This window comes from Bradyrhizobium jicamae, assembly GCF_001440395.1.
Classification (GTDB): Bacteria; Pseudomonadota; Alphaproteobacteria; order Rhizobiales; family Xanthobacteraceae; genus Bradyrhizobium; species Bradyrhizobium jicamae.
Window position 1 is genome coordinate 83,590 of record NZ_LLXZ01000218.1, and the last position, 17,621, is coordinate 101,210.

Sequence of the window (17,621 nt, forward strand, 5' to 3'; positions counted from 1 at the left end):
CGCCATGCCGACGCCCGGCGCATTATCGGCTGCCGTTCCCGGCCTGCGCCGGAACATGGTGACGATCTGCGCCATGACGGCGACCATCATGCAGGCGCTGGACACGACGATCGCCAATGTCGCGCTGCCCTATATGCAGGGCACGCTGTCGGCCTCGCAGGACCAGATCAACTGGGTGCTGACCTCCTACATCGTCGCCGCCGCGATCATGACCGCGCCGGTCGGGTGGATCGCCAATCGCTTCGGCCGAAAGAGCATCTTTATCATCTGCTCGGCCGGCTTCACCATTGCGTCCGTGATGTGCGGACTGGCGCAGGATATCACCCAGATGGTGGTGTTTCGCCTGCTGCAGGGCGTGTTCGGCGCGGCGCTGGTGCCGCTGTCGCAGGCGGTGATGCTCGATTCCTACGCGCTGCACGAGCGGGCGAAAGCAATGGCGATCTGGGGCATGGGCGTGATGATGGGACCGATCATGGGTCCCTCGCTCGGCGCCTGGCTGACCGAGACCTATTCCTGGCATTGGGTGTTCTTCGTCAACCTGCCGTTCGGCGTCATTACCGTGCTCGGCCTCATCATCTTCATGGACGAGACGAAGAAGGATCTTGGGCTGCGCTTCGACTGGTTCGGCTTCACCGCGCTGGCTATCGCGATCGGCGCGCTGCAGCTTGCACTCGACCGCGGCGAGCAGCTCGGCTGGCTCGAATCCAACGAGATCATCGCCGAATTCATCGTCGCCGGCATCGGCTTCTATTATTTCCTGGCGCATTCACTGACGACGCAGCATCCGTTCATCCAGTTCGCGCTGTTCAAGGACAAGAATTTCGTTGCCGGCTGCGTGTTCATGGCCGTGATGGGGTTGGTGCTGTTCTCGACCATGGCGCTGTCGTCGCCGTTCCTGCAGAACGTGATCGGCTATCCCATCATCACCGCCGGGCTTCTGCTGGCGAGCCGCGGCTGCGGCACGTTCGTGGCGATGATGCTGGTCGGCCGCATGATGAACCATATCGAGGCTCGAACGCTGATCGTCTCGGGCCTCGGCATCACCTGTCTGTCGCTATACTACATGACCGGCTGGACCGACCAGACCGGCGCGACCGAGATCGTAATCATCAGCGTGGTCCAGGGCTTTGGTTTTGGTCTCGTCTTCGTCCCACTGTCCACGGTAGCCTTCCTGACGCTGCCCAATCATCTGCGCACCGACGGCACCTCGATGCTCACCTTGATGCGCAACGTCGCCAGCTCGATCGGGATCTCCCTCGTGATCGCGCAACTGACACAGGGCACGCGCTACACCTACGCCGTCATGTCGGAACATATCAATCCGTTCAATCACGCCCTGCAGATGCCAGGAGTACGCGACATGATCGACCTCGCCACCGACAAGGGCCGCGCCTTGGCGGATGTGACGGTCAAGGCGCAGGCGCAGATCATCGCGTTCTCGCACGACTACCAGCTGGTGATGATCTTCACCGCCTGCGCCATCCCGCTCGCCATCATGATCGGCTCGACCAAGGCGACGCTGCGCCAGCAATCGGTCGCGCCTGACCATGCTGTCATGGAATAACGGGAGCATTCTCTCAACGTCATGGCCGGTGCTATTTCGCCGCACCCTGCTTGGCCTGCAGGCTCAGCCACATGCCGCCAAGCGACAGCGCGCCGCCGATCAGATGGATCATGGTCGGCGCCTCGCTCAGAAACAGGATCGACAGCACGGCGCTCACGATCGGACCGAGATAGAGGCTGAGCGACGTCGACACCGCACCGAACTTCACGCCGAGATAGGCATAGGCCGAATAGGCAAAAAGCCCGGGCACCAACCCCGCGAAGAGATAGACCAGCGCCGCACGCCCGCTGAACGCGGCGGCCGGCGCGGCCCACATTTCGTGGATGGCGAAGGGCAGCGAGAACATCGCGCCTGCCGCGGCGAACAGACCGATTCGCGCCAGAAAGCTTACCCCGCTGCCGACACGGTTCTGCAACAGGGTGTACCCCGCCCAACCCAGCATCGCCAGCAAAGCGAGCAGATCGCCGAGCGCCACGCCTCCTCCGATGGCGGCTTGCCCCTTGGTAATGATCAATGCGGCGCCCGCCAGCGAGAGCAGCATGCCTATGATCTGGCTTCGATGGACGGCTTCCTGTCCCGACAGGAACGAAAACAGCAGGACCACGAGCGGGGCGAGCGCCATGATCAGCGACAGCGTGATCGCCGAGGTCGTAACACCGGCGACATAGACCGGGCCGCCGCAGACGAACATGCCGAGGAAACCGGCCACGACGATGCCGAGCGTCTGCCCGCGCAACACGCCGGGCTTTTCCCGCAGCGCTATCACGACGGCCGGCAGGAGGCCGAGCGCCACGATACTCCAGCGAAAGAACGCAATCGAGAACGGCGGAACGCTGCCGGCAACGCCGCGCGCCAGGATCATGTTCGAGACCTGGGCAGTGGCAATCAGCAGAAAGCCGAGCAGGCCCAGCATGTCGCGCGCGCGGCGCGCGCTTTCCTTGGGTTCGATCATGTCCAATCCGGTATTGACGTCGCTACCGACGACACGATCCTAACCCGCCGGCCTACCGGCAGCTATAGCTCGAAGCCTGCTTTGCGTCTCCGTTGCCATTCCAGGTCGTCCGCAGCGGATAAACGCAGACGGGATAACTAAGACTATTGTCGCGCGAGGTCAGCAGGATTTCGCCGGGCGCGGCGCCCTTCTCGACCCAGTCGATCAGCGCCGTGAAGAACTGATCCTGCTCGCGCGTCGGCGTCTGGTTGGCATTGCCAGGCAGCTTCGGCAGCGGCACGGTATCGTTCTTGCCGCCGACCGTGTAGGCCCGACCTTGCGAAGAGTGCGCCGAACCCGGCACAAGATACATTCGCATGAACTTCTGCACCTCGGTATCGCCGCCCATCGCCGCCACCACGCGCTCGTGGTAATTGATGTTGCCGGCCGGCGGGATCGCGTCGTCGACGAGGCCGGTGTGGACGATTACCTTGCGGCCGAGATCGCGCAGCTTGGCAAGATCTGCCTTGTCGGTGATGAGATCGCTGAACAGCGTCGGCTGCAGTGCGACGCCCTTGTTCACGGCGTCGGCAAGCCCGGCGTAATCCAGCTCCAGCCACTTGTTGCGGGCATTGGTCGAGGCATTCGTGATCGGTTCGCCCGACGACGTACTGGCATCGGGCGCGTAGCCGACATCCTGCAGCGCCAGCGCGACACCGTAGGAGGAAGCGCTGGTGATCAAATTGCCGATGGCGGTGCTCTTGGTGAACGTCCACCAGAGCTGATTCTTGCCGAGCGATTTGCCGGATCGCGCCCCGGCGCTCTGCGCGGCATCGAAACTTCCATCGCTGGTCGCGCCGTACCAGATCCGGTTCAGCGCGTTCGCCTCCTTCAGACTCATGCAGGCCGCGGCATCGGCGTTACTTCCGGTGACACCCTCGCCGGCTTCGCCTGTGCACAGCATGTCGGCATCGCGCGCGGGATTGTAGTCGCAGGCAAAGGGATCGAGCAGGAAGCCGAGGCCCGCTTTGTCGCAGGCGGCTACCGCGCGCTTGTTGGCGGCGGCGATCTTGGCAGCGAAGGCTGTGGCCTTGGGCTTGTCCGCCGAGGTGAAGCCGAGCTCGGTCTTCATCACGATCTGCGGATAAAGACCCGCCGTTCCGAATTTCGCGATGCTCAGCGCCGGCTGCGCGATCATGTAGCCATCATAGAGTTCAGGGTATTCCTGCACGAGCTTCAGGCCTTGCCGGCCGCCCTGCGAATGGCCGTCGTAATAGGCATATTTCGGCGCCTTGCCGTAATAGAGGTTGACCAGCGCCTTTGTCTTGACGGCCTGCTCCACCATGGCCCGCACCGAGAAATCGCGCAGCGATTCCACATTGACCTTGCCGTCCGACAGGAATGCAAACGAGCCATCCTGATACCAGGGCTGGCCGGCGTCAGTGGTGCCCGATGCATAGCCGATATTGGCATTGACGATCGCCGGCACCTTGCTGCCGATCTTGTCGGCATAGCGATGACCGCCGCCGACCCATCCGCCGCCGCCATAGTTGCGGATGCGCTCGTTCCAGTTGGCAGGCGTCGGCAGCCAAACCTCGATGCCGATGCCTTCGGAATACGAGCGCGCGTTCTTGTCCTTTTCCGCCGTGGCACCGGGGCCGACCAACAGCTTGACCAGGCACAGATCGGCCGCCGCGGTTACCGGCTGAGGCGCGTCAGGCGCCTTCAGCTCCTCGCCCTTCTTCACCAGCCGGACCGCGATGACCTTGGTGTCGGCGTCGGGGCGGAACGCCGTCTTGATCCCGTCATCGCAGGAAAGCGCATCGGCCCACGCCGGCGAGAGATAACCGCAGGCAGCAAGCAGCAATGTTGCGCCAACGGCCTTCCGTTTCATGATCGACATCGTCTCGCTCCCCCTTTAGTCTTCTTGTTTTCCAATCCGATAGTTACGCCTTGGGCATGGTCAGCGGCCGCGATTCGCGGGTCTGGGCCGCGAGCCTGATCGCGGCGTTGGCGGCGCCGAAGCCGTGATAGTTGCGGCGTTCTACGATCTCAAAGAAGAACCGCTCGTCGAACGCGTGGGTATAGACCTGGAAGAATTCGCCGTCGCCTTCGCGGTCGTAGAGAATCTGGTTGTGGCGAAGCGCGGCCATCATGTCGGCATCGAGGCCGTATTTGGCTTCGATGTCGTCGTAGTAATTGTCGGGAATCTTCAGGAAGTCGGCACCCCGCGCGCGCATGTCGGCGATCGCGGCGAAGATGTCGCCGCAGGAGAACGCGACATGCTGCACGCCGGAGCCGAAGAATTCGTGGATGAAGCGGGCCGACAGCGTGCGGGTGGCTGACGAACCGTTGAGCACCATGCGCAGGCCCTGATTGCCATTGATCAACGCCTGGCTCTGCACCAGCCCGACCGGGTCCGCGATCTCCATCTGCGGCAGGCGCTCCAGATCGAGAATGCCGGTGTAGAACAGCAGCCACGACAGCATCTCGTCATAGGGCATCGACTGCGAGATATGGTCGACGGCATCGAGCCGGTCGGTAGCCGCATCGCTGCGCAGGGACTCAAAATCGAGGTCCCAGTTCTTGCCGGCCTGTTCGAGGAAATACAGCAGACTGCCGCCGACGCCGCGGATCGCCGGAATCTCCAGCTCGCCCGGCCCGACCGGCTGGTAGAAGGTGCGTGCCTGCAACGCCTCCGCCCGCGCCATGGTCCTGCCGGCATCGTCCACGTCGACGGCGATGGCGCAGACGCCGGGTCCATGCGCGACAAAGTGCGAATGCGCAAAGCCATCCGGCTCGCAGTTGATGACGAGGTCGATATGGCCCTGCGACCAGCGCTCGACGTCCTTGCTGCGATGGGCACCGGTCCTGCGGAAACCGAGCTGGCCGAACAGCGCGGCGAGGCCTTTGGCTTTTTCCTCGCTCACGGCGAATTCGATGAAGCCGACGCCACGGCTGTGCGCTTTCGGCGGCAGCGGCGCCGCCGGAACGCTTGACGCCGCCGCGCGGACGTCATCCTCAAGCAGGATCAGCGAACGCAGCCCGTCGGTCGCGGTGCGGACCGCAGAGCCGGCGCGGAACTGATCGTTGAATATTTCGAGCGACAGCGGGCCGGCATAGCCGGTGGCCAGCACGTCCTGCACGAAACGCGCGACCGGAAGATCGCCCTGCCCGGGAAAACAGCGGAAATGCCGGCTCCACGACAGCACGTCGAGGCCGAGCTTCGGCGCATCGGCCAGTTGCACCAGAAAGATCTTGTCGGCGGGAATCGATTGGATCGGCAGCGTCGGGAACGAAGGCGCCAGCGCATGAAAACTGTCGAGGATGACGCCGATCGCCGTGTGGTCGGCGCGCCGCACGATCTCCCAGGCGTCGCGATAGTCGTTGACATGACGGCCCCAGGCCAGCGCCTCATAGCCCACGCGCAGGCCCCGCGCTGCAGCCCGCTCGCCCAGTTCGCGAAAATCGGCGGCGGCGCGATCGACGCCGCCGAGGGAGGCCAGCGAGATGTTGCTGCAGATCAGCATCAGGTCGGTCTGCAGTTCCTGCATCAGGTCGAACTTGCGCTCGGCGCGCGCGAAATTCCGCCCGCGCTGCGGCTCCGGCATGCCCTCGAAGTCGCGGAACGGCTGGAAGGCGCAGATCGACAGCCCGAGATCCCGGCACATCTGGCCGACGTCGCGCGGGCTGCCGTTGAACGAGAGCAGATCGTTCTCGAAAATCTCGACGGCATCGAAGCCGGCTTCGGCGATCGCGCGCAGCTTTTCGTCGAGCGCGCCGCTGAGCGAAACGGTAGCGATCGAGCGCTTGTTCATGCGGCCGTCTCCGTCATCGCGCCGCCCAGGAACAGTTGCCCGATGCGGGGATCGTTCAGCACGCGGTCGGCCTTGTCGACGAGCCGGGTCTGGCCGAGTTCGAGCACGATGCCGTAGTCGGAAATCTCCAGCGCCGAGCGCGCATTCTGCTCGATCATCAGGATCGACACGCCGCGGTCGCGCAATTCCTTCAGGATGTTGAAGGTCTGCTGCACCATCAGCGGCGACAACCCGATCGACGGCTCGTCGATCAGCACCAGTTGCGGATTGAGCAGGAGGCCACGGACGACTTCGAGCTGCTTCTGCTCGCCGCCCGACAGCGTCGATGCCTGCTGCGTCGCCTTCTTGCGCAGCACCGGGAATTTATCGAGCGCCGCCTCGATCCTGGCGGGCAGATCGGCGATGTCACGCGCAACGACGGCGCCGAGCTGGATGTTGTCGCGCACCGACAGTTCCGGGAAGATGTTGCGCCCTTGCGGCACGTAGCAGATGCCTGCATTGAGCAGTTCGCGCTGGCTCAGCCCGGTGACATCGCGCCCCTTGAATACGACCTTGCCTTCGCGCAGCTTCAACAGGCCGAAGATCGCCTTGAACACGGTGGATTTTCCCGCGCCGTTCGGCCCGATCACGGTGGTGATGGAGCCTGCTGGCACCGAAAAACTGGTGCCGTTGAGGATCGTCATCTTGCCGTAGCCGCCGACGAGGCCTTGTACATCGAGGATGGCATCGCTCATGGGATCGATCCCTTCAGTGGCCGAGATAGGCTTCGATGACGGCCGGATTGGCGCGCACTTCGGCCGGCGTGCCCATCGCCAGCAGCTTGCCTTCCGCCATCACCATCACGCGCGTGCACAGCGACATCACGAATTCCATGTTGTGCTCGATCACGACGAAGGTGGCGCGCTTCTCGCGATTGATCGCCGCCAGCCGTTCCTTCAGATCGCCGAGCATGGTGAGGTTGACGCCGCCGGCGGGCTCGTCGAGCAGCACCAGCCGCGGCCCGCCCATGAACGCCATCGCGGCGTCGAGCAGTTTTTGCTGGCCGTAGGACAGGCCGCCCGCCGCTTCGGTGGCGAGATGATCGAGCTTGAAGAAGCCGATCATCTGGTCCGCGGCCGCAGACAGTCCGGCATCCGATGGACCGAACAGCCGCGACATCATGTTGCCCTGATGCTCCTGGCCGGCGAGGATCAGGTTCTCCCGCACCGACAGTTTCGGGAACACCTGCAGGAGCTGGAAGGTGCGGCTGACGCCGAGTCGATTCAATTCGGACGGCCGCAATCCGGTGACAACCTTGCCGTCGACCTTCACCTCGCCGTCGGTCGGCGCCAACTGGCCGAGGATGCAGTTGAACAGCGTGGACTTGCCGCATCCATTCGGGCCGATCAGGCCGAGGATCTCGCCCTCCTGCACGTCGAAACTGATACCGTCGACGGCCTTGATGCCGCCAAAGCTCTTCTTGACGTTGGTGACTTCGAGGACCGCGGTCATGGCGCCGTCTCCAATCTCGATTTGGCAACTGCGCGCAGTGCCGATGCCGCCTTGGTGCGCCGCTCGGCCAGATAGCGATCGAGAATGCCGAGGATGCCGGTAGGCGAATAGATCAGCAGCAGCATCACCGCGACCGCATAGAGCATCAAATAGTACCCCTGCGTGAAGCGCAGCCATTCCGGCAGCAGCACCGCGATCATCGCGCCGAGGAACGGCCCGAAGAAGAAGCCGGAGCCGCCGACGATCACCATCATCAAGAGGTCGAGCGATAGCGAGAGGTTGAACGGCACCGGATCGATATACTGCGTCAGCGGCGCGTAAAGCGTGCCGGCGACGCCGCCGAGAGCAGAGCCGATTGCAAATGCCATCAGCGTGTAGCGTCTTGTGTCGATGCCGAGCGACAGCGCCCGCACCGGGTTTTCGCGCAGCGCCACGAAGGCGCGGCCCCAGGGCGAGCGGATCAGCCACCACATCGCCAGCGAGACGATGGCGAGCGAGCCGAGACAGAAGTAATAGAACGGCAGCGGCCGGTTGGTGGCAAAGCCGAGGACATTGGGCCGTGGAATGCCTGATATGCCGTAGATGCCCTTGGTGAGCCAGTCCTCGTTGCGGAACACCAGGAAGGCGAGCGTCGAGAAGGCCAGCGTCACGAAAGCAAGATAGTGATGCTGCACGCGCAGGGCGGGATAGCCGAGGATCCAGCCGATCGCAAAGCACAGCACGATGGCGACGCCGAGCGCCGCAATCAGCGGCAGCCCCTGCGTGGTCATGATCGCCGCCGTATAGGCGCCGATGCCGACGAACGCGCCCTGCGCCAGCGACACCTGGCCGGCATATCCGAGCGTCAGGTTGAGCCCCATCGCGGCGATCGTCATCACCGCCCACTGGCTCAGGATGTAGAGGCCGTAGCGGTTGAAATTCATCGGCACGATGATCAGCGCCGCAATGACGGCGATGCCGAGCGCGATGCGCCAGTATTTTCCGTTGATGGTCATACCGTGCGCTCCTCGGGCCGGCCGAGCAGGCCCTGCGGCCGGAACAGAATAATGACGATCAGAAGAACCATCGGCACCGCGGCGCGATACTGCGTCGACACATAGGCTGCCGCCAGATTGTCGACCACGCCGATCAGGAGACCGCCGGCAATCGCACCGCGCACCTGGTTGAAGCCGCCGACGATCGCCGCGATGAACGCCGCCTGTCCCAGCACTTCGCCGGAGGAGAATTTCGCCAGATAGATCGGCGTGATCAGCAGCGAGGCCAGCGCGACCAGAAAGGCGTTGATCAGGAAGGTCAGCAGGATCATGCGTTCGACGGGCACGCCGATGATGCGGGCGACTGTCGGGTTCTGCGCGGTCGCCTGCATCTGGTGGCCGATCGAGGTACGGTTCAGCAGCAGGGTCAGGCCGATCACCACGGCGATCGCGAGCGCGAGCACGCCGAGGCTCTGCAGCGAGATCACCCGGCCGAGGATCGAGACGTCACCGGCCGGCACGATGGAGGGGAATGGCGAGGCTTCGGCGCTGAAGAACTGCTTCACCGCTTCCTTCATGCCGATCGCCAGCGCCATGGTCGCGATCGCCAGCGGCAGCACGCCGTGGCGGAGCATCGGATCGACCAGCAGCAGCTTGAAGCCGAGCCCAAGCAGCAGCAGCGACAGCAGGATGCCGAGGATGATGGCGAGCCAGAACGGCGCGCCCGCGTGCATCACCGCCAGCATCAGGAACGCCGGCAGCATCACAAATTCGCCCTGCGCGAAATTGATGGTTTGCGACGTCTGCCACAGCAGCGTGAACCCGACCGCGACGAGAGCATAGATCGCCCCGGTCGCAAGACCTGCCACGAGAAGATCGAGCAGATTGGACATGCTTCTCCCCTCAGCCGTCACGCACGGACGGCGCCAATGATTTCGTTGTGCTGATCGCCGGGCGCGAACGCTCAAACGCACGCGCCCATCCGGCTTAATTCAGCTTCGGCAGCACCTGCTTGACGACCTGCTTGCCCTCGACGATCTCGACCAGGAAGCCCTGGCGGTCGATGTCGCCTTTCTCGTCGAAGGTCACGTCCATCAGGATGCCGGGCTCGTTCGCGGCCTTGATGGTGAGGCCGTGAAGTGTGTCGGCGAACGCCTTGGGATCGACCTTGCCCATCTTGTCGGTGGTCGCCTTGATCATGTAGATCGCGAGATAGCCCTTCAGCCCGTTATGGTCGGGGACGTAGTTGTATTTCTTGACGAACTTTTCCCTGAAGGCCTTGACCAAATCGACCGGCGCATCGGTGGTAAGGCCGACATGGCCGCGCGCGCCGTTGGCGGCATCGCCGGCGAGTTCGACCACCTTCTGGCCGACCAGCGTCGTCTCGCCCATCAGCGGCACGGTGACCGCCTGGCGCTTCAGCTCCTTCAGTATCCGCGCGCTCTCTTCCTCGTTGAGGTAGATGAAGACGGCATCGGGTGCCGCGGCCTTGATCTTGCTGACGTCGGCAGCGAAGTCCGCCTGTCCCGCTTCCGTGGAAAGGTCAGCCGCAACCTTGATGTTGTACTTGGCGAATTCCTTGGTGATGACGTCGCGGCCGCCTTTGCCGAAATCGTTGTTGACCCAGACGACCGCGACCGATTTCGCCTTCAGCTCGTCATTGATGTATTTGGCGACCTTCGGCATCGACGATTGCTGGCCGAAGGATGTGCGGAACAGGAACTTGTTGCCGCCTTGCGTCAGTTCAGCGGCTTCGCCGCCCATGATCTGCGCGATGCCGGCTTCCGCGGCGAGCGGCGACGTGACCTTGACGGAGCCGGAGTAGCCGGGCCCGAGCAGGACGTAGGGCTCATTGTCGAGCGCCTTCTGCACCTGTGCGCGCGCAACGCCGGGGTTCGACTGCGAATCCGCGTGCGTGACTTCGAGCTTGCGGCCGAGGACGCCGCCCTTGGCATTGATCTCTTCGATCGCGAGGTCGATGCCGTTTTTCCAGTTATTGCCGACGGTGGCGCCGCCACCGGACAGTTCGGCGACATCGGCGAGCTTGATCGGCGCGCCTTGCGCGAAAGCGGCTGTGGCCGACACGGTGGCAAGCAGGAGCCCTGCGAAAAATCCTGATCTCATTTCCATCCCCTCTTCTTTGATCCAATGCGCGACCTTGTGACCGGCCGCGTTGTCAAGCTGCGTTCACTTTAGCGTAGCGTTTGGCCATCACGGCGTCGAATGCATTTCCCATCTCGATCGCCGACGGCTTCAATCCCGTGAACAGTTCAAAGGCATCCGCGGCCTGATAGATCGCGAGTTCGCGCCCGGTCATGACCTCGGCGCCCCTCTCCTTGGCGGCGTTCAACAGCGGCGTCCAGAGCGGTGTATACACCGCATCCGCCACCCAGAGATCCCCGTGCAGTAATGCTTCCGGTACCGGCGTGCCGCGGTTCGGCAGCATGCCGACCGGCGAGCCGTTGACCACGCCGGTGACGCCGCGCATGGCTTCCTCGACGCTGCCGGCAACCTTTGCGCTGGCGCGATTCTCGATCTGGCCCGCAAGTTGCGTCGCCTTGGCGGCGTCGGTATCGAAGATCCGGATATCGCTGACGCCTATCTCCGCCAATGCGAAGGCAATTGCCTTGCCGACACCGCCGGCGCCGATCACGGCGACGCGGCTCTGCGCGGGATCGCGGACAAGGCCGGCGATCGCCCGGGCAAATCCAGTCGTGTCGGTGTTATGTCCGATCAGCCGGCCATCCCGGACCACGACGGTGTTGACCGCGCCGACGGCGCGCGCGCCCGGCGACAGATCATCGAGCAGGGAAATTACGGCTTCCTTGTAGGGGAAGGTGACGTTGACGCCCGCAAAGCCCAGGCGGCGCACACCGTCGAGCAGCAGCCGCAGATCTTCGCGGCCAGCGCCCGCAACTTCGATCAGCTGGTAGTGACAATGGGCGCCGAGCGCTTCGGCGGCCCGCTCATGCATCGCCGGAGACGCCGAATGCGCGATCGGCGCACCGATCAAGCCGGTGAGAAAGCGGCGGTCGGCCGGGGCAATGGGACGGGCGGCAGGGCTCATGATCTCGTCTTGGCACAAATGCGCTTTAGCGGCAGCGGACGGCTCGGGATACGCCCCGATCCGATCGAACGATAGCGTTTTGCCGACCTAACACAATTACCCATTTATGCCAGATAGATAACATCATGTTATTTATTTCGCGGTGTTGTTTCCCTGCGGGGCCTGGACTCCGGCTTTCGTGGCGCGGCCTTAACCGGCCCCACCGCCCGCATTTCCGAGCGCAGACATTCGATGAAATGCTCGATATGCAGCGACAGCGGCGCGCCGCGTTTCACCGCGATATACGTGTCGAACCTGGTGGGCTCGACGATCTTCAGCAGGTCAACGCCGGGATAGCCGCCGTGCGCGACGGTGAACTGATCGATCACGGCAATGCCGAGGCCGGCCTTGACCAGCGCACACACCGTGGTGCCGAAGCGCGCGCGGATGGTGATGTCATAGTCGAGTTTGTTGCGCGCAAAGATCTCCGCCATGATCCGCCCATAGGGATCGTTGGGATCGATGCCGATCAGGGGATAGCGGATGATCTCCTTGGCCGAAACCTGCTTGCATCCGGCCAGTTCATGCCCCGCCGGCACGATGCAGAACAATTCGCCTGATGCCAGCGGCAGGAAGTCGAGGCCGGGGTGCTCGAGCCGGTAGCTCATGGCGACGCAATCGCCGCGGCCGAGCAGCAGATAGTCGACGGCCTCCTCGATCTTCAGAATGTTGATGTCGATCCGCAGCTCCGGATAGCGCCGACGGACCCGTTCGATCGCGCGCGGCACCATGACCTGCGAGATACTCGGCACCGAACCGATGCGCAGTTCGGACAGATCGCCGCGCCCGATCTTGGAGATGATCTCGGTGAGATCGTCCATCTTCTCATAGACGCCGTTGATCTGCTCGAAAATGTTGCGGGCCTCAGCCGTCGGGAAGTAGCGCCCGTTCTGGCGCTGGAAAAAGCGGACGCCCAGCGATTTCTCGGTGTATTTCACCAGGCGGCTGATGCCGGGCGCCGACACGTTCAGAAGCCTCGCCGCGCCGCCGATCGTGCCGGTCACCATCACGGCGCGGATCACCTCGACCTGGCGAAGCGTCATCATGTGCAGCAACTCCGCGGAAACTGGATAACGCGCGACATCCTATTTGATCGGCGGGCGCGGTAGCACGGCCTCGCCCGCTTCCATCCTGTAGACATGGTCGAGCGAGTACCAGGGCGGGCGGACGTCCGTCGCGGTCGGATGCGGCTCGTCATGACGCACGAAATCGCCGATCAGCGCCTTGGTCACGCCAAACTGCACGTCGCTGTCGATGTGCGGATCGGCGGGATCGTAGACCTGGGAGATCAAGACCTTGAATCCCGGCTTGACGATCAGCGCATGCAGATGCGCCGGCCGATAGGGATGCCGGTCCTGCGCCTTCAGCAGCCGCCCGACCACGCCGTCGGTCGGGATCGGATAGCCGACCATCATCACCGAACGAAAGGCGAAACGACCATCGGCATCGGTCGTGAACTTCCCGCGCAGGTTCATCTCCGCCTGTTCGGGGTCCTGGTTCTCGTAAAGGCCGACCGGCGAGGCGTGCCAGACATCCACCTCCGCCCCGGCAACCGGATTGCCGGCCTGATCCACGACGCGCGCGGTGACAAAGAGCGCTGCCCCCGGCGTTTCGGACCGGACGATCGAGCCGCCGTTTTCGGTACGGGGAGAGTTCAATCGCCAGAACGGGCCGAGCAATGATTGCGCCGTTTCGGTGTTGCCGTTGTCGCCATTGTTCAGGAGGCAGACCAACGCTGAGACGCCGAGCGAACCCGCCATCAGCACGACTTCGTTGTGCGTATCGTTCGATTGCCGGCCCATCTCGGCGAGAATCGCCGTGGCTTCGCGAAACTCCGCTTCGGTCAGCCTGACGTCACGGACGAAACCGTGCAGGTGCTCGACCAGCGACACCATGATCTCGCGCAACCGCGAGTCCGACGTCCGCTCCATCACGGAAGTCGCCGCAACCGTGACATCCTGCTGACGCCCGATGATCATTCCGCACCCCCGGCGGCCGTGTCGTTGCGCCTACACGTCGAAGAAAACCGTCTCTTTGTCACCCTGCAGATGGATGTCGAAGCGATAGACGGCGTTGCCGTTACCCGGCTGCCGCGTCGCGATCAGCGTGGCGCGGCGTTCGGCCGGCACCAGCGCCAGCACGGGATCGGCAGCATTGGCGGCCTCGCCGTCGAAATAGATCCGGGAATAGAGATGCAGCAGCATGCCGCGCGCGAATACGGCGAGCACGATATGCGGCGCCTGCGGCTTGCCGTCGGGATCGGGCAGCGAGCCCGGCTTGATGGTGTCGAAGGCGTAAGCGCCCTTTGCGTCGGTGCCGATGCGGCCGAATCCTTTGAACGATGAGTTCGGCAGCGCGCGCTTGTCCTGCGGATCGGAGAAGCGCCCTTGCGCGTCCGCCTGCCAGATCTCCAGCATGCAATCGACAACAGGCACGCCGTCGCCATCAAACACCGTTCCTTCGACGCGGATGCGCTCGCCCGACGCATCCGGCGTGACGAGGTTGTTGGTGAACGCGTCGTTCCACTCGTACTTGCCGCCCGGCGTCAAGCCGTAGGCGAAATAGGGACCGACGGTTTGCGACGGGGTGACCCCGTCCGGCTTGGCCTGTGGCACTTACTTGTTCTCCATCGGCGTGGCGTTGCGCCCGCGCAGCACAATGTTGAAGCGGTAGCACAGCGCCCAATCCGGCTTGGTGTTGTCAAGATCGAAGGCGGAGACCATCCGGTTGCGCGCCTTCTCGTCGGTGACCGAGTTGAAGATCGGATCGAACGGGAACAAGGGATCGCCGGGGAAATACATCTGCGTGACGAGACGCGAGACGAAGGCGTGGCCGAACACCGAGAAGTGGATGTGGGCGGGACGCCAGGCGTTGTGGTGATTGCCCCAGGGGTAAGCGCCCGGCTTGATGGTGACGAAGCGGTAATAACCTTCCGCATCGGTTTGCGCGCGGCCAGCGCCGGTGAAATTCGGATCAAGCGGCGCGGGATGCTGATCGACGACGTGGACATAGCGACCGCAGGCATTGGCCTGCCAAAGCTCGACCAGCGCGTTCGGCACACCGCGACCGTCTTCATCGAGCACATGGCCGTGCACGATGATGCGCTCGCCGATCGGCTCGCCCTTGCCCTGAATGGTGAGGTCGTGATCGTGCTCGCGCACCGTTTCGTGGCCATAGACCGGGCCGGTCAATTCCGACAGCGTGTGCCGCATCGGAATCAGCGGCTTGGAGGGCGAGCGCTTGACCGTGCTCTTGTAGGCGGGAGACAACCGCGGCGGATGCGCCGCGAGTGATTGCACTGGATAGACCAATGTCATGTCGAATTCCTCCCTCGCCTCGCGCTATCAGCGCAAAATCACTTTGCGATTTTGTCGCTGAGCCGCGCCGCCAGATCATTATATGACATAACTAATTTGGGAAAGGGCGATTTTTCGCCCTCCCAAATCGTTGTCTTAATTGACCTTTTCGATCGCCACCGCAACGCCCTGACCAACGCCGACGCACATGGTTGCCAAGGCAAGCTTCCCGCCCCGCTTCTCCATGCCGTGCACCGCCGTCAGCGCCAGCCGCGCGCCGCTCATGCCGAGCGGATGGCCGAGCGCGATTGCGCCGCCATGCGGGTTGACGAAGTCGGCATCGTCCTTGACGCCCAGTTGCCGCAGACAGGCTATGCCCTGCGAGGCGAAGGCTTCATTGAGCTCGATCAAATCGAAGTCGGAGATCTTGATGCCGAGCCGCTCCATCAGCTTCCTGGTCGCCGGCACCGGCCCGATGCCCATGATGCGCGGCGGCACCGCCGCCGAGGCCAACCCCAGGATGCGCGCCCGCGGCGTCAGCCCGTGCTTCTTCACCGCGGCTTCGGAAGCGAGGATCATCGCGGCCGCGCCGTCATTGACGCCGGAGGCGTTGCCCGCCGTGACCGTGCCGGGATTGCGCACGATCGGCTTCAGTTTCGTCAAGCCTTCCAGCGTGGTCTCGGGGCGCGGATGCTCGTCCTTGTCGACGGTGATCGGGCCAGCCTTGCCGCCGGGCACCTGGACCGGCGTGATCTCCTCGGCGAAATAACCGGCCGCGATCGCCGCGCCTGCGCGCTGCTGCGAGCGGATCGCCATCGCATCCTGATCGGCGCGCGAGACCTGGAATTCCTCGGCGACGTTCTCGCCGGTCTCCGGCATCGCATCGACGCCATACTGCGCCTTCATCAGGGGATTGATGAAGCGCCAGCCGATGGTGGTGTCGTAGATGTCGGCTGAGCGCGCGAACGCTTCCGGCGCCTTGCCCATCACGAACGGGGCGCGAGTCATGGACTCCACGCCGCCGGCAATCGCGAAATCGATTTCCCCGGCGCGGATCGCCCGCCCTGCCGCACCGACTGCATCGAGGCCGGACGCACACAGGCGATTGAGGGTCTGACCGGGAACCGATTCCGGCATGCCCGCGAGCAACAGCGCCATACGCGCAACGTTGCGGTTGTCCTCGCCGGCCTGGTTCGCGCAGCCGTAAAACACCTCATCCACCTGCGACCAGTCGAGATTCGGATGCTTCGCCATCAATGCCTTGATCGGGGTGGCGGCCAGATCGTCGGCGCGCACCTTGGCGAGCGAGCCGCCGAAACGGCCGATCGGGGTCCGGACGGCATCACAAATGAATACATCACGCATAGAATCTCTCCCTGAATGCCGTGCTTTAGGCGTTGAGCCCAACGGAACTGTTGGCGAGTTTTAGGAGCGTGCCCGCGGCAGGTCAATTGAGGCGTCGTTTCCCGTGCGTTGCTTTCGCGGGGGGCCGCCATGCCCTCGTGGCGGGCATGATCAATTCTTCGCCGCAGGGCGTGGAAAACTCTGACAATGGGGGTAAGGGAATAGGACCGGACGGTGAAATTTTGTAGCTTGCCGCCCGCATGACGATCCAGCAATCCATCCCCGCCCCCGCGCCTCCCGAAGCCACGCCGGCCGCTGACGCAAATTCGCGCGTCACGCCGATGATGGAACAGTATCTCGAGATCAAGGCCGCCCATCCCGGCCTGCTGCTGTTCTATCGGATGGGCGATTTCTACGAGCTGTTCTTCGAGGATGCTGAGATCGCCTCCAGGACGCTCGGCATCGTGCTGACCAAGCGCGGCAAGCATCAGGGCATGGATATCCCGATGTGCGGCGTGCCGGTGGAGCGCTCCGAGGACTATCTGCATCGGCTGATCAATGCCGGCCATCGCGTTGCCGTCTGCGAGCAGACGGAAAATCCCGCGGCGGCACGCGCCCGCGGCAACAAGAGCGTGGTTGCCCGCGGCGTGGTGCGGCTGGTGACGCCGGGCACGCTGACCGAAGACACGCTGCTCGACGCCCGCACCAATAACTACCTGCTGGCAATTGCGCGCGCCCGCGCCTCTGCCGGCGGCGACCGCATCGGCCTCGCCTGGATCGATATTTCCACGTCCGAGTTCATGGTCACGGAATGCTCGACCGCGGAACTGGCGGCGACACTGGCGCGGATCAATCCGAACGAGGCCATCGTCACCGACGCGCTCTACGGCGATGCGGATCTCGGACCGCTGCTGCGCGAGCTGCCGTCGGTGACGCCGCTGACCCGCGACGTCTTTGACGGTGCCACCGCGGAGAGACGCCTGTGCGATTATTTCGCAGTCGCGACCATGGACGGTCTTTCCGCGATGTCGCGGCTGGAAGCAACCGCCGCTGCAGCCGCCGTCACCTATATCGACCGCACCCAGGTCGGCAAACGT

At 63.8% G+C, this 17,621-nt stretch carries 16 protein-coding genes; 2 read left to right on the forward strand and 14 right to left on the reverse strand.

Features of this window, described 5'->3' with window-relative positions; all coding sequences use genetic code 11:
• Positions 1 to 4: 4 nt before the first annotated feature.
• Positions 5 to 1,564: an MDR family MFS transporter gene (locus tag CQ12_RS38635; RefSeq protein ID WP_057840461.1), complete on the forward strand. Its 1,560-nt coding sequence runs from the start codon at positions 5 to 7 to the stop codon at positions 1,562 to 1,564.
• A 31-nt stretch (positions 1,565 to 1,595) separates the two neighbouring features.
• Here CQ12_RS38635 and CQ12_RS38640 read toward each other — a convergent pair whose 3' ends face one another.
• From CQ12_RS38640 to pcaF, 14 genes are all read right to left on the reverse strand, one after another.
• Complete coding sequence (locus CQ12_RS38640) at positions 1,596 to 2,516, reverse strand: DMT family transporter (protein WP_057840462.1); 921 nt, start codon at positions 2,514 to 2,516, stop codon at positions 1,596 to 1,598.
• Between the two features lie 52 nt (positions 2,517 to 2,568).
• A complete protein-coding gene (locus CQ12_RS38645; protein WP_057840463.1) occupies positions 2,569 to 4,398 on the reverse strand; it encodes a tannase/feruloyl esterase family alpha/beta hydrolase in 1,830 nt (609 codons plus the stop codon).
• A 43-nt stretch (positions 4,399 to 4,441) separates the two neighbouring features.
• Complete coding sequence (locus CQ12_RS38650) at positions 4,442 to 6,313, reverse strand: bifunctional sugar phosphate isomerase/epimerase/4-hydroxyphenylpyruvate dioxygenase family protein (protein ID WP_057840464.1); 1,872 nt, start codon at positions 6,311 to 6,313, stop codon at positions 4,442 to 4,444.
• Complete coding sequence (locus CQ12_RS38655; RefSeq protein ID WP_057840465.1) at positions 6,310 to 7,047, reverse strand: ABC transporter ATP-binding protein; 738 nt, start codon at positions 7,045 to 7,047, stop codon at positions 6,310 to 6,312. The genes CQ12_RS38650 and CQ12_RS38655 overlap by 4 nt, the downstream gene beginning before the upstream one ends.
• Positions 7,048 to 7,060: 13 nt before the next feature.
• Positions 7,061 to 7,804, reverse strand: coding sequence for an ABC transporter ATP-binding protein (locus tag CQ12_RS38660; RefSeq protein WP_057840466.1), 744 nt, complete (start codon positions 7,802 to 7,804; stop codon positions 7,061 to 7,063).
• On the reverse strand, positions 7,801 to 8,799 hold the full coding sequence (locus CQ12_RS38665) for a branched-chain amino acid ABC transporter permease (RefSeq protein WP_057840467.1): 999 nt from the start codon (positions 8,797 to 8,799) through the stop codon (positions 7,801 to 7,803). Before CQ12_RS38665 ends, CQ12_RS38660 begins: the two co-directional genes overlap by 4 nt.
• The gene (locus tag CQ12_RS38670) at positions 8,796 to 9,671 is read right to left on the reverse strand and encodes a branched-chain amino acid ABC transporter permease (RefSeq protein ID WP_057840468.1); all 876 of its coding nucleotides are present in this window, start codon (positions 9,669 to 9,671) and stop codon (positions 8,796 to 8,798) included. The genes CQ12_RS38665 and CQ12_RS38670 overlap by 4 nt, the downstream gene beginning before the upstream one ends.
• Positions 9,672 to 9,765: 94 nt before the next feature.
• Positions 9,766 to 10,902 (reverse strand): ABC transporter substrate-binding protein, encoded by a 1,137-nt coding sequence (locus CQ12_RS38675; protein ID WP_057840484.1) that lies wholly within the window; start codon positions 10,900 to 10,902, stop codon positions 9,766 to 9,768.
• 52 nt (positions 10,903 to 10,954) lie between these two features.
• A complete protein-coding gene (locus CQ12_RS38680; RefSeq protein ID WP_057840469.1) occupies positions 10,955 to 11,845 on the reverse strand; it encodes a shikimate dehydrogenase in 891 nt (296 codons plus the stop codon).
• Positions 11,846 to 11,973: 128 nt separating this feature from the next.
• Positions 11,974 to 12,930 (reverse strand): LysR family transcriptional regulator, encoded by a 957-nt coding sequence (locus tag CQ12_RS38685; RefSeq protein WP_057840470.1) that lies wholly within the window; start codon positions 12,928 to 12,930, stop codon positions 11,974 to 11,976.
• 39 nt (positions 12,931 to 12,969) lie between these two features.
• Entirely contained in the window at positions 12,970 to 13,863 is an 894-nt protein-coding gene (locus CQ12_RS38690; RefSeq protein WP_057840471.1) for a dioxygenase family protein, read from the reverse strand.
• Positions 13,864 to 13,893: 30 nt separating this feature from the next.
• Positions 13,894 to 14,499, reverse strand: a complete 606-nt coding sequence (gene pcaG / locus CQ12_RS38695) for a protocatechuate 3,4-dioxygenase subunit alpha (protein ID WP_057840472.1) — start codon at positions 14,497 to 14,499, stop codon at positions 13,894 to 13,896.
• Entirely contained in the window at positions 14,500 to 15,201 is a 702-nt protein-coding gene (gene pcaH, locus CQ12_RS38700; protein ID WP_057840473.1) for a protocatechuate 3,4-dioxygenase subunit beta, read from the reverse strand.
• 135 nt (positions 15,202 to 15,336) lie between these two features.
• Positions 15,337 to 16,545 (reverse strand): 3-oxoadipyl-CoA thiolase, encoded by a 1,209-nt coding sequence (gene pcaF / locus CQ12_RS38705; protein WP_057840474.1) that lies wholly within the window; start codon positions 16,543 to 16,545, stop codon positions 15,337 to 15,339.
• A gap of 239 nt (positions 16,546 to 16,784) precedes the next feature.
• On the opposite strand from pcaF, the gene CQ12_RS38710 reads away from it, so the two are divergent.
• A partial coding sequence (locus CQ12_RS38710; protein WP_488226010.1) for a MutS N-terminal domain-containing protein occupies positions 16,785 to 17,621 on the forward strand: 837 nt, incomplete at its 3' end.

Coding starts and splice junctions, on each gene's coding strand:
- CQ12_RS38635 (WP_057840461.1), top strand. CDS start 5: ATGCCGACGCCCGGCGCATTATCGGCTGCCGTTCCCGGCCTGCGCCGG.
- CQ12_RS38640 (WP_057840462.1), bottom strand. CDS start 2,516: ATGATCGAACCCAAGGAAAGCGCGCGCCGCGCGCGCGACATGCTGGGC.
- CQ12_RS38645 (WP_057840463.1), bottom strand. CDS start 4,398: ATGTCGATCATGAAACGGAAGGCCGTTGGCGCAACATTGCTGCTTGCT.
- CQ12_RS38650 (WP_057840464.1), bottom strand. CDS start 6,313: ATGAACAAGCGCTCGATCGCTACCGTTTCGCTCAGCGGCGCGCTCGAC.
- CQ12_RS38655 (WP_057840465.1), bottom strand. CDS start 7,047: ATGAGCGATGCCATCCTCGATGTACAAGGCCTCGTCGGCGGCTACGGC.
- CQ12_RS38660 (WP_057840466.1), bottom strand. CDS start 7,804: ATGACCGCGGTCCTCGAAGTCACCAACGTCAAGAAGAGCTTTGGCGGC.
- CQ12_RS38665 (WP_057840467.1), bottom strand. CDS start 8,799: ATGACCATCAACGGAAAATACTGGCGCATCGCGCTCGGCATCGCCGTC.
- CQ12_RS38670 (WP_057840468.1), bottom strand. CDS start 9,671: ATGTCCAATCTGCTCGATCTTCTCGTGGCAGGTCTTGCGACCGGGGCG.
- CQ12_RS38675 (WP_057840484.1), bottom strand. CDS start 10,902: ATGAGATCAGGATTTTTCGCAGGGCTCCTGCTTGCCACCGTGTCGGCC.
- CQ12_RS38680 (WP_057840469.1), bottom strand. CDS start 11,845: ATGAGCCCTGCCGCCCGTCCCATTGCCCCGGCCGACCGCCGCTTTCTC.
- CQ12_RS38685 (WP_057840470.1), bottom strand. CDS start 12,930: ATGATGACGCTTCGCCAGGTCGAGGTGATCCGCGCCGTGATGGTGACC.
- CQ12_RS38690 (WP_057840471.1), bottom strand. CDS start 13,863: ATGATCATCGGGCGTCAGCAGGATGTCACGGTTGCGGCGACTTCCGTG.
- pcaH (WP_057840473.1), bottom strand. CDS start 15,201: ATGACATTGGTCTATCCAGTGCAATCACTCGCGGCGCATCCGCCGCGG.
- pcaF (WP_057840474.1), bottom strand. CDS start 16,545: ATGCGTGATGTATTCATTTGTGATGCCGTCCGGACCCCGATCGGCCGT.